Here is a 12,171-nt window from a genome sequence, read left to right as displayed (position 1 = left end):
CGGAGGCGCGGCGACGACCCTGTCGACGTCGCGCCTACCGGTCGCGCGACGCTCAGCGCAGATAGGACGCGTCGTCGATCGCCGGAATCGCCTTGAAGGCCGGCTTTGCAAAGAAGTAGCCCTGCATCAGGCTCACGCCATGCGCGATGAAGAAATCGCGCTCGCCGCGGGTTTCGATACCCTCCGCGACGACTTTGATGCCGAGGTCGTGACACATGGAAATGACATTCCGAACGATTCGCTGGCGCACGGTGTCCGTGTCGATGCCGCGCAGCAGTTCCATATCCAGCTTGATGATGTCGGGCTGGAAGTCCACCAGGAGCGAAAGCCCCGAGTATCCGGCGCCGAAGTCATCGATTGCCGTCAGGAACCCGTATTCCTTGTAGGCTCTGAAAATATGGACCAGGTGAGTACGGTCGGCCAGATGCTCTCCTTCGACCGTCTCGAAGATGATCCGCTCGAGCGGGAAATGGTTTGCCTGCGCGGCGTCCAGCGTGCTCCTTATGCAGACCTCCGGTCGGTAGACGGCGTTCGGCATGAAGTTGATGGACAGAAACGCGTCGAGCCCCAACGCCGCCGCGCGGGCAATTGCCGTTTGTCGGCAGTACTGGTCGAACTGGTATTTCGCGGCATCGTCGATCTGCGAGAGCACGGAATATGCCGATTCCCCGTTGGCACCCCGCACCAGGGCTTCGCATGCGAACACAGCCCGGGTGTCGACGTCGACGATGGGCTGAAAGGCGAAATCTATCTCGACCGGCAACGGCGTCGTGTTCCGGCATCCGGCGCAACTTGCCGATTGCGCGGCCGCCTCGTCGTGGCTGTGAATCTTGAAAGCATTCATCTTTCTTCCGGCTGCGTCTATGGGTTGGTTGAGTCTGCAAACGTTGCGGCCGTGGCCGGACGATCGCTACGTCGACACCGCGTTGCCGGATTCACCGACAACATTCGCGGCATCTTCCGTCGGCACGACGAAGCCGCGGACACAGTTTCGACCGGCTTGCTTCGCGTCATACAGCGCATGATCGGCGGCAGCCAGCAAGTCCTGGAGCGTCTGGTTCTCATCTTCCAGACTGGCGACCCCAAGGCTGATCGTCGCATTCAATTGCCCCACCGCCGTTTCGATCGCCGCCTGCTCGACGGCGACGCGCAGTCGCTCCGCGACCGCCATTGCCTCTTGCGCGGTTGTCGACGGGAGCAGCAAGATAAACTCTTCCCCGCCGAGCCGGGCGACAATGTCCGATCGCCGCAGAAGCGCCCGTGCCTCGTCCGTGATCCGCTTCAGGACCTCGTCGCCGGCCTGATGCCCGGCATTGTCATTGATCTGCTTGAAGTGATCCGCGTCCAGCATCACCAGTGACAATGTACGACCGTTTCGCTTTGACCGGGCGACTTCGGATTCCCCGATCTCGAAGAAGTGCGCACGGTTGGTCACGCCGGTCAGATGGTCCGTCGTCAAGAGGCGCGCGAGATTGTCGCTGTGGATCTTCCGCTCCGTGATGTCCCTGAGCACGGCGGAATATCCCGATATCTCCCCGTCCTCCTCACGCAGCACCGCAACGAGCAGTTGCCCCCAATAGCGCCGTCCGGATCTTGTCTTGCACCAGAACTCCTCCACGTGCCAACCGTCGTCGCGCGTGAGCGCCATATGTTCTGGCGAACGGTGCAGGACAATCTCGTCGTCGGCGTAAAAGCGCGACAGCATGTGCCCGATCACGTCGGCGGCTTCATAGCCCGTCAGACGCTCGATCGACGGGTTCCAGGTGTCGATGCAGCCCTGCGCATCGAGCGTAAAGTACGCGAAATCGTTGACGCTCGTATAGATGCCCGCAAGCCACGACTCGGTCTGTCGCGCCCGACGCTCGGCGGCGACCTGGCGTGAGATGTCCGTCAGCACCATCATCAGCACGTCCGCGCTCACCTTAATGATGGAACATGCCAGCACGACGGCGTCGTCCTTGGCCGGCGTGACGAAAATCCGGTGATTCTCGCAAACCGGCCCGCGCTCGGCCTCGAAACTGGCCACCAGATTGCGAAGCTCCGGCGCGACGGATGCCAGGCTGTCGAAGATGTTCTCGATGCTCCCGCCTCTCACCAGCGGCATGAGCAGCTGCGCGGCAAGCGGGTTCATCATGTCGACAGCGCCGGATTTGTCGCTGCGGACAATCCCGACCGGCGACAGATACATGAACGACAGCAAGGCTTCGTACTCGGACTCGAGGTCGTAGTTGTCCGTATTCGGTGCATTCACTGGCCCGTCCTCCGCTCGATGAGGACATAACGCGTCGCGCAATGCGCGCTTTTGAGCAACCGCAAACGCACCGGCGTCGGGCGCATGCGCAGCGTCAGGACATACGGAATGATCTCGTCCAGTTCGGACGCATCGTCAAAGCGTTGCGCGACCATGAAGTTGTTCATGCAAGGCGCGACCTCTTCGAAAAAATGCTTACCCAATACGCGTTGCGGGCTCAATCCGGCATTTTTCGACTCCGTGGCGTTGTATGTCGTCACCATCGCGTCCGAGGTGAACCCGATCACGCCGAACGGCAACGCATCCATCCCCTGAGCATCCAGCTTTTCGAGTGCGGTGATCTGCACGTCTTCAAATTCACTGTCCACACTTCCCCCACATGGCATGACTTCACCAGGTCCGGATATTCGACCCTTCAGTCGACCGTTATGCAATCCGGGCCCTGCGCGAACACCGCACCAGCGGAATGTCGGCGCAGAACCCCACATATCGGGTTATCGGCCAGTGGAAATGAAACTTTAGATTGCCTCCTGTTCGGGATGCTCGCGCAGTGGCGGTACGGCGATGTCGGTAATGCCCGGACTGCCGCCGAGCCTGCGATCAGCGTTGCGCCTTCGCCTCACCGCCCCACAACCGCTCGCTCAATCGGCGGGCAGCGGCAAAGGCAATCGCATCCGCGCCACATGCGCCGATGACCTGTACGCCACATGGCAAGGCAATCGCGTCCGAAGATGGCACCGGCGCGCTTACGACTGGCAGTCCGGCAAACGAGACAGGCTGTGTGAGCATGCCGAGCGTCTGCGCGACGACCCACTGCCGCCCGTTCATCTCGAGTATAGGGGTATCGAAACGCGGCGCGGAATATGGAGTCGCCGGTGCGAGCAGTGCGTCGAAGTGGGCGAATAGTGCGTTCATTCGCTCGCACCATCGTTCGCGACACGCGAGGGCCGCGGCATACTCGCCGTCGGAGATGCCAAGCCCGATTTCCAGACGCTGTCGCAACCGGGGCGAAATCATTTCCGACAACGACGCCTGCAGCAGAGCCCCATGCTCACGCGCGACTTCATAGTTGGAGACGATCACCGCCGCGGCGCGCACCGGTGCGATTTCCTCAACCGAAAGAACGACCGGCTTCGCCCCGTCGTAACATGCCGCGGCCCGTGCGAGCGCTGCATGCTGTCGTGGATCCGAATTCTCGCGAAAGTCGCCCACGAGTACGCCCACCCGAAGGACCGCGTCCCGCCCTTCGGCACCGGGCGTCCGCGTGACGTCCTCCGACATGATTTTCCACATTACGGTGAGGTCGTCGATGTTGCGGGCGAATGCGCCGACAGTATCGAGCGTGTGTGCATACGGCACACAGCCGGACGTGGAGACACCGCCGTGGGTGGGACGCCATCCCCATACGCCGCAAAGCGCCGCGGGCGCGCGAATGGAGCCATTGGTATCGGTGCCCAACGCCACCGGAACGAAGCCCGCCGCGACCGCCGCGGCGGAACCGCTCGATGAGCCCCCCGTCATCCGGTTGCGATCCTGCGGTAGCCGCACGGCGCCGAAGTGAGGATTCTCGCCGGTCGCACCGCACGCCAGTTCGTCCATGTGTGTGGCGCCCACCGGAACGGCGCCGGCCGCGCGTAACCTCGCGACCGCCCAGGCGTCACGCTCGGCCACAGAATGGTTCCGCCGCGCGGGCGATCCAGCGACGGTGACGCAGCCCGCCACATCGAGATTGTGCTTGACGAGAAACGGCACGCCCGCCAGCGGCCCCACCGACTGCCCTGCCGAGACTCGCGCGTCGACCTCGCGCGCAGCCTCGAGCGACGCTTCGCGGTAGACGGCAGCGCAGGCACCGATGTCGCCGTCCGATCTCGCGATGTCCGCGAGCGCGGCGAGCACGAACGACTCCGCGGTCCTCCGACCTGCGCGTACCGCCGCCGCGATGGAGAGGGCGTCCGTCGGACTCATGCCGTACGTCCGATGAAGCGGCGCGGAATCATCAGAATCAGTGCCGCTGCCGCGAACAAGGTGATGGCGAGCAGCGCGACGCCCGTCTCGGTACTGCCCGTGATCCCCTTGAGGTATCCCATGATCGATGGTCCGACGAAGCCGGCGACGGCCGCGCCGATGTTGACGAGACCGGCGCCGCCTGCGGCTGCCGTGCCGGCAAGAATGCGCGAAGGCAGACTCCAGAACATCGCCAATGTGCTCATGATGCCGGCGACACCGACCGTGAGACATGCCACTGCGAGCACGGGTTGCGCCTGTACCCTGACGCTGGCGAGCAACGCCACGCCGCCGATCACGACCGGCAATGCCGTGTGCCAGCGACGCTCGCCCGTACGCACCGAATGCTGGGCGTTGAGCACCATGGCAACGGAAGCGACGAGATACGGCACGGCACTGATCATCCCGGTCTGGAAGTTGCTCAACTGACCCAGCGCCTTGATCATCGTCGGCAACCAGAACACCAGGCCGTAGTTCCCCACGTTATAGAGGAACGACGTGGCAAACAGCAGCCACAGTGTCGGCTCTCTCAGCGCAGGGCCGAGGCTTGCGCGCTTGCCCTCCGATTCGGTCGCCATTTCGGCGTGCACCGTGCGTTTTTCCGCATCCGTGAGCCAGGTGGCGTCGTCCACACGTTCGGTCACGGCCCGCATGAGATACAGCCCCAGCAGTACGGCGGGAAGCCCTTCGACCAGGAACATCCATTGCCAGCCGCGCAAGCCGAAGCCTCCGTGCGTGATGTCCATGATCCAGCCGGACAGCGGACCACCGACGATCACGCCGAATGGCATCGCGAGGAACAGCAGCGCCATCACCTTGGAGAGTCGACGAGACGGGAACCAGATGCTGAAATAGGCGATGACGGCGGGGAAGAAGCTCGCCTCGGTGACCCCCAGCAGGAATCGCAGCACGTAGAACGACGTCTGATCGGACGTCAGCAGCGTTGCGACGGAAACGACACCCCACGCGAGCATGGATCCGGCAAGGCACTTCTTCACGCCGACGCGCTGCACGAGAAAGCCGGCAGGCACCTGCAGGAGAAGGTAGCCGAGGAAGAACAGGCCGGCCCCGACACCATAGGCGGCTTCGGACAGCCCAAGGTCCGATACCATTTCGAGCTTGGCGAAGCCGACGTTGACGCGGTCGAGATAGCCGAAGAAATAGCAGAGCAGGATCAGCGGAATGATCCGCCAGGTCAGCTTGCGATAGAGCACATCGACGTCGACGCGTTGATCGGCGTAGGTGCTGCCGGGGTTCCCGGCATGGCTGCGGCTTTGCGAGTGGAGTGCCGTCATGATTGTCCTTTCCCCTGTTGATTCGATGGCGCGCCGGCGACGCGGCGCAGTGCCCTGCCTGGACGCGCCCCCGTTGGCCGGCCGTCGGCGAGAACCGCCTGGCCGGCCACGAAGACCTCCGAGATGCCCTCGGGGCGCAACGTCGGTTCGCTGAACGTCGCCCGGTCGATGACGCGTTGCGCATCGAACACGACGATGTCGGCGACGTACCCCTCTCGCACCAGACCGCGCTCGTGCAGTCCGAACTGCTCGGCCGTCAGGCCGGTCATCTTGCGCACGGCCGTCTCCAGCGAGAAGAGCCCGCGATTGCGCGAAAACTCGCCGAGCACGCGCGGGAACGTGCCCCACAGACGCGGATGCGGGATGGTGTCGTTGGGCAGCCCGTCGGAGCCGACCATGGTCAGCGGATGACGAAAGATTCGCTCCACGTCATTCTCGTCCATCACAAAGTAGATCGCGCCGGCGGGGCGCAGCGCTTCGATGGCGGCGTCGATCGAATTGCCAAACAGTGGCAGCAGTTCGTGGAAGTCCCGCCCCGCGAGATCGGGACGCGCTTTCGACCAGGCGAGCATGACGCGGGACGATTGCCGGATTCGGTCGGCGCGAAGCATGGTGGAAGTCGCCGGGTAAGGGTGACAGTCCAGACATAACGGTTGCACGGCGCGTTGTGCGTCGATGCGCGCAAGCGTTTGCGCGGAGCGCCCGTGATTCTCCTTGCCCGCCACCTTGTGGTGGGAGAGGACGACGCGCACGTCGAGCGCGCGCCCAATGGCGAAAGCCTCCTCGAGCGAGTCCATGATGTGAGCGGTCTCGTCGCGCAGGTGTGTGGCGAACACCCCTCCGAGTTTGCGCATCGGGGCGCAGACTTCGATCAACTCCTGTTGCGTCGCCGCGATGGCCGGCGGATAGAAAGTGCCCGACGAGACGCCGAACGCGCCGACCGAGAGTGCTTCGTGAACGTCGGCGGCCATCGCCGCCACTTCGCGGGTCGAGGCCGGCCGCGTGAGCGACGTCATGTGGCGAACGCGCAGGGTCGAATGCCCGACCAGTGCGGCGGTATTCACTGCCGCGGGCGATGCGTCGAGCGCGCTCAGGTATGCGGCGAAACTCGGAAAGCGGAACGTGTCCCACGCGCCGAGCAGATCCAACGGCTGTGGCACTTCGCGCTCGGCGACAAGGGGCGCCAGACTGATGCCGCAATTGCCCGCGATCACGGTCGTGACGCCCTGGCAGATTTTCGGCTCGACATCCGGACTCGTGAGGACGAATGCATCGTCGTGCGTATGGCTGTCGATGAAGCCGGGCGCGACGATACGCCCCGTTGCGTCGATCTCCGTCGTTCCGCGGGCGTGGCCCAGGTCGCCGATCGCCGCGATGCGCTCTCCGATCACGCCGACGTCGGCCGTGAAACGCACCGCGCCCGTACCGTCGATAACCTCTCCGCCTCGAAAAATGGCGTCGTAGTGCTGCTGCATGGTGTCTCCTTGATACTCGACACCATCTTCCACAGCCATAAAGCCAGCGTCCAATGCCGGTCTGCTTGCGATTCATGCGAAAACGTCATCAACGCTTCGCCGCATGGCGCACTCGCATGCCTGAGCGTCTAGCGCGTCGCGACCTTCAGCAAATCGCAAAGCTCTGCCGCCATGGGCGACATCATGACGGAGCGATGTCGAACGATACCGATGGTCCGGGATATCTCGGGGTTCGAGATGGGTACCGTTCGCACCGAAGGCATATGATGCGCGCGCACCGCGGTGGCCGGCAGGATCGCACATCCCACGCCCGAGTCGACCAGGGCGGCAACACACGAAATGTGCTCCACCTCGTAAAACCATCGCAGTCGCATCGATGTCTGCCCGAGCAGCATCTCCAGAAGCAACCGATTGCCGCTGTCGCGCCCGCCGATGATCATTCGGGACTGTCGGAGATCGGACAGCGATACCGAGGTGGCGTCGGCGAGCGGGTCGTCCCGGTGCATCGCCACCACGTAGCGATCGACCATAAGCGGCTCGAAGACCAGATCGTCGTCGGTCCCCGGATGAAGACTGACGCCGAACTCGGCCAGTCCGGCACGCACTTGCGAGAGTACGAAATCGTGATTGCCGTCGAAAACCTGGACCCCAAGGTGCGGATATTTAGCCGCGAAACGGCGCAGCACGGTCGGTAGAAATTGCATGACGACCGTCGGAATGCTGGCAAGGCGCACCTTGCCGAAGCGCTTTTCGGCGATCTCCTGAATGGACGAGAGCATCATGCCAAGTTGCGCCATCTGCTCGCGCGCCATCGGCAGGAACTGGCGGCCAACGCTGGTGAGCGAAACGCTGCGAGTGGTCCGATGCAACAATTCGACGCCGAGCGTCTGTTCCAGCTTCTGAATGCGCCGTGACAGGCCGGGCTGCGTCAGGTGCAACTTTTTGGCAGCGCGCGCAAAGTTGCCCAATTCAGCCACCGCGACGAACGCCTCGAGCTCGGAGTTTTCAACTTTCATGATGGTCGGTCAGCCGGCAAGTCGGCAAATTCGCGCAGTTCCGCAGGGGAATCGACAAGCTCGCATTGTCGCCGAAACCCGCTGGGCCGCCAGAACAATTCGTCGCGCACGCCACGCGCACAGAGCGGCGCGAGCGCCCGGACACGGGGCGCCTAACCCACTGCGCCGGCTAATCGTCGGCGGGCATCGCACGCGCAAGGTCCACCTGAGCGACTGCCGCCGCCATCTGCGCCGCCGCCTCCTGCAGGGGTGGCACGAATCGCCGCACGGCCTCGGCCGGGCTCACTGCCTGGTCGAGATAGATCACGTTCAGGCTCGCCAACACACGCCCCTGCGACGCAACGGCAACCGCCACCGCACCGATCTTGCGCTGGTCGAGCCAGTCGCCATGATTGGAGCCGAAGCCGTTCTCTCGCGTCTGGCGCACGAGATTGCGAATGAACGCATCGTCGCTGGCAAAGCGTTGCTGCAACTCCCCGCCCGCGCCCGTGCGCAGCAAATCGAGAATGTCCTCGCGCTCGGCCTCGGGACACATGCCGAAGTACGCGCGCCCGGCAGCCGTAAACAGCATGGGCAGGCGTCGACCGACCATGGCGCGGTGAAAGGACAAGGGACTGAAACGATGCGTCGTCTCGCGAATGATCATGGCGTCGCCGTCCGGCGTGGTCAGATCCGAGGGCCACACCACCCGCTGCATCAACTGCCCCATGATCGGCGGCGCGATCGTCGCGATGCGCTCGTCATCCGTGAAACCCTCGCTGAGCGAGCGCACCGCGAGCGCCAGGCGGAAGGTGTCGTCGGACGTGCTGCGCCGCACGAATCCGTCTTCCAGCAACGTCTCCAGCAGTCGCCGCACGGTGGTGCGATGGAGCCCGGTCGCCTCGCTCAGTTGTTGCGGCGTCGCACGTCCGCGCTCCATCGCGTTGAGCGCCCGGAGCACCAGCAGGCCGCGCGACAGCCCCCGTACATTCGGATATTTGCTCATTAAATAGTTTTTAAAATCAACGATGTGCATTCTATGCACATTTCGGCGAAATTGTTGAGCGCTTTTTGTCAGCTGCCTAGACTCATCGAAAAATCAGAGAGCTAGTGGAGACACCCTCCTTTCCGTGCGGACGAGCATGACCGAACACGCGTCGCTCGACGGCCGGCCCCCAGCCCGACGATTAGCGGACGACACGAGCCGCGATTGAATCAACGAACGCAGTACGCCATTCGAACGCGCCAGCCCGGCGCGCGGGGCGCGCTCGCGCTCAAAAAACAGGAGCGAGACACATGAGTGCATTCGTCAATGCCGCCAATGCCGCCAATACCGCAAATACCGCGGCCGGCACCACGCCCGACATCACGACGGACGTGGCCATCGTCGGCGCCGGACCGGTCGGGCTGATGATCGCCAACATCCTCGGCTTGCAGGGCGTGCGCGTCACGATCGTCGAGAAACTCGACCAACTCATCGATTACCCGCGAGCCATCGGCCTGGACGACGAGGCCCTGCGGGTGTTCCAGGCGGTCGGCCTGGCCGACGCGCTGCTTCCGCACACCACCCCCGATCACTGGATGCGGTTCCTCACCAGCGACGGCCATTGCTTCGCGTCGATCGAGCCGCGGACCGACGAGTTCGGCTGGTCGCGCCGCAACGCATTCATCCAGCCGCTCGCGGACCGGGTGTTGTTCGAGGGACTCGAGCGCTTCGCTCATGTGGACGTGTGCTTCGGCCACGGCGTCGAGGCGCTCGCGCAAGACGCTCGGGGCGTGACGCTGACCACACGAACGAACGATGGCGACGTTCGCACGATTCGCGCGGCGTACGTTGTGGGCGCCGACGGCGGCAACAGCATGATTCGCCGCCTGCTTCAGGTGCCGTTCGAAGGGCGCACGAAGCCCAACCAGTGGATCGTGGTCGACGTGCGCAACGACCCGGTGGGTGCCCCCCACGTCTACATGCATTGCGATCACGAGCGCCCTTATGTTTCGGCGGCCTTGCCGCACGGCATTCGCCGCTTCGAGTTCATGGTCATGCCGGGCGAGACCGAGGAAGAACTCTCCCGGCCCGGGAACATGGCCGCGCTGATTCGCAAGGTAGTCACGCACCCGGACCGTGTCGATTACATCCGCAAGCGCGTCTACACGCACAACGCGCGACTGGCGGAAACGTTCCGCGTGGATCGCGTGCTGCTGGCGGGCGACGCGGCACACATCATGCCCGTCTGGCAGGGCCAGGGCTACAACAGCGGCATTCGCGACGCCAACAACCTTGGCTGGAAGCTTGCGATGGTGGTCAAGGGGCAGAGTCTGCCGGACCTGCTCGATACCTACACCGCCGAGCGTCGGCCGCATGCGCGCTCGATGATCCATCTGTCCGAGGTCGCGGGCGACATCTTCGCGCCGACGACGCGCTTCGGCGTGCGCTTTCGCGACGCGTTCGTGCGCAGCTTCACCCTGTTTCCGTCGGTCAAGCGCTACTTCGTGGAGATGCGCTTCAAGCCGATGCCGCGCTACGAATCGGGAGTGGTGCTGCTTCCGCCCGCGAAATCGACCGGCGGCTGGCTGGCCCGTTTGCTGAAGCGTTCGGGCAATTCGGCGCCGGGCCGTCTGCTGGGCCTGATGAGCGAGAAGCGGGATTCGTGGCTTGGGCGCTGCGTATATGGCCGCGACCCGTTCGCCAGTTCACCGGTCGGCCGCCTGTTCATTCAGCCCAGGGTGCGCACGGCGACGGGCGAGGTCCAGCGTCTGGACGACGTGATCGGCAATCACTTTGTCGTGCTCGGCTGGGGGTCCGATCCGACATTCGGCCTGACGCCGCGTGCGCGCGCTGTCGCCGAGAAGCTGGGCGTGCGCTTCGTGCTGGCCAAGCCCGACGTGCAGATGGCGCATACCGACGACGTGCCGCAGGGCGTGATCGCGATCGGCGATCCGCACAACCGCCTCAAGGACTGGTTCGGCGCGCGTTCGCAATCCGTGGTGCTGCTGCGCCCCGATCGCTTCATCGCGGGAGTCTGCGCACCTCAGGAAGTGTCGGACACCCTGATCGAACTGGCGGGCAAGGTGGCGCTCGCCGACATCGTCATGCCCCAGCCAACGCCGCTGCGCGCGCCAACGAACCACGCCGGGGCCGTCGTGCGGCCACAGCAACGCGTTGCCGGAGCCTGAGCGATGCCGATTCATCTCGAATGTATTTCGCATACGCCGTTGCATGGCTACTTCGATCCTCCCGACGAGGTCGTGTCGGAAGTGAAGCGGGTGCAGGCGCAGGCACGCGAGCGCGTGCGCGCGTTCGATCCCGAGTTGGTCGTCGTATTCGCGCCGGATCATTTCAACGGCTTCTTCTACGACGTGATGCCGCCCTTCTGCATCGGCGCGGCGGCCACGGCCATCGGCGACTTCAACAGTCTGGCCGGCGAGTTGCCGGTGCCGTCGCACATCGCGCATGCGCTCGCGGAGCACGTGCTGGCGTCGGAGGTCGATGTCTCATTGTCTTATCGCATGCAGGTCGATCACGGGTGCGCCTATGCCCTGGAAGTGCTCGCGGGCGGACTCGACGTCTACCCGGTCGTGCCGGTGTTCATCAACTCCGTGGCACCGCCGATGGCAACGCTGCGCCGCTCGCGCCTGCTCGGAGACGCCATCGGCCGTTACCTGGCACGCACTGACAAGCGCGTGCTGGTGGTGGGGTCGGGCGGCATCTCGCATGAGCCCCCCGTGCCCGAGTTGATTGGCGCGACCGAGGAAGTCGCCGAGCGCCTGATCGCCGGGCGTAATCCTTCTGCCGAGTCGCGCGCGGCGCGTCAGGCACGCACGGTGGCTGCCGCCGAAGCATTCACGGCGGGCAAGAGTCACCTGCATCCGCTCAATCCGCAGTGGGACCGCGCGTTTCTCGACGTGCTCGCCAGCGGGAATCTGAGCGCCGTCGACGCCATCAGCAATGATTCCATCACACGCGAGGGTGGCAAGTCGGCCCACGAAATCCGCACGTGGGTCGCCGCATTCGCGGCGCTCGCCGCGTATGGTGACTACGGGGCGTCGCTCGATTACTACCGTGCGATTCCCGAGTGGATTGCCGGCTTTGCCGCAATGCATGCCGAGCCGCAAACGTCATTGGCCGCCGCGGCCTGAGAAAAGGAGTCTTT

10 protein-coding genes are annotated in these 12,171 nt (G+C 64.3%); 2 read left to right on the top strand and 8 right to left on the bottom strand.

Annotated features, from left to right (window positions below; translation table 11 throughout):
- Positions 1 to 52: 52 nt before the first annotated feature.
- From W930_RS0118530 to W930_RS0118495, 8 genes are all read right to left on the bottom strand, one after another.
- Positions 53 to 844 (bottom strand): EAL domain-containing protein, encoded by a 792-nt coding sequence (locus W930_RS0118530; RefSeq protein WP_024788667.1) that lies wholly within the window; start codon positions 842 to 844, stop codon positions 53 to 55.
- A 66-nt stretch (positions 845 to 910) separates the two neighbouring features.
- The gene (locus tag W930_RS28085; RefSeq protein WP_023873224.1) at positions 911 to 2,251 is read right to left on the bottom strand and encodes a sensor domain-containing diguanylate cyclase; all 1,341 of its coding nucleotides are present in this window, start codon (positions 2,249 to 2,251) and stop codon (positions 911 to 913) included.
- Entirely contained in the window at positions 2,248 to 2,619 is a 372-nt protein-coding gene (locus W930_RS0118520; protein ID WP_023873223.1) for a phosphonate transporter, read from the bottom strand. The genes W930_RS28085 and W930_RS0118520 overlap by 4 nt, the downstream gene beginning before the upstream one ends.
- Before the next feature lie 232 nt (positions 2,620 to 2,851).
- Positions 2,852 to 4,216, bottom strand: a complete 1,365-nt coding sequence (locus W930_RS28080) for an amidase family protein (protein WP_023873222.1) — start codon at positions 4,214 to 4,216, stop codon at positions 2,852 to 2,854.
- Complete coding sequence (locus tag W930_RS0118510; RefSeq protein ID WP_023873221.1) at positions 4,213 to 5,550, bottom strand: MFS transporter; 1,338 nt, start codon at positions 5,548 to 5,550, stop codon at positions 4,213 to 4,215. Before W930_RS0118510 ends, W930_RS28080 begins: the two co-directional genes overlap by 4 nt.
- Positions 5,547 to 7,025, bottom strand: coding sequence for an amidohydrolase family protein (locus W930_RS0118505; RefSeq protein ID WP_023873220.1), 1,479 nt, complete (start codon positions 7,023 to 7,025; stop codon positions 5,547 to 5,549). Before W930_RS0118505 ends, W930_RS0118510 begins: the two co-directional genes overlap by 4 nt.
- 128 nt (positions 7,026 to 7,153) lie before the next feature.
- Positions 7,154 to 8,041, bottom strand: a complete 888-nt coding sequence (locus tag W930_RS0118500; protein ID WP_023873219.1) for a LysR family transcriptional regulator — start codon at positions 8,039 to 8,041, stop codon at positions 7,154 to 7,156.
- Between the two features lie 169 nt (positions 8,042 to 8,210).
- Positions 8,211 to 9,026 carry a DNA-binding transcriptional regulator gene (locus tag W930_RS0118495; RefSeq protein WP_023873218.1) on the bottom strand — a complete coding sequence of 272 codons (816 nt, stop codon included), beginning with the start codon at positions 9,024 to 9,026 and terminating at the stop codon, positions 8,211 to 8,213.
- Between the two features lie 290 nt (positions 9,027 to 9,316).
- Between W930_RS0118495 and W930_RS0118490 the strand changes: the two genes are divergently transcribed.
- A complete protein-coding gene (locus W930_RS0118490; RefSeq protein ID WP_023873216.1) occupies positions 9,317 to 11,194 on the top strand; it encodes a bifunctional 3-(3-hydroxy-phenyl)propionate/3-hydroxycinnamic acid hydroxylase in 1,878 nt (625 codons plus the stop codon).
- Positions 11,195 to 11,197: 3 nt separating this feature from the next.
- Positions 11,198 to 12,157 (top strand): 3-carboxyethylcatechol 2,3-dioxygenase, encoded by a 960-nt coding sequence (locus W930_RS0118485; protein WP_023873214.1) that lies wholly within the window; start codon positions 11,198 to 11,200, stop codon positions 12,155 to 12,157.
- The last annotated feature ends 14 nt before the right edge of the window (positions 12,158 to 12,171 follow it).

This window comes from Pandoraea sp. E26 (assembly GCF_000681415.1).
GTDB lineage: Bacteria > Pseudomonadota > Gammaproteobacteria > Burkholderiales > Burkholderiaceae > Pandoraea > Pandoraea pnomenusa.
The sequence above is the reverse complement of the archived record's forward strand: the minus strand, read 5'-3'. Positions and strand labels throughout refer to the sequence as shown.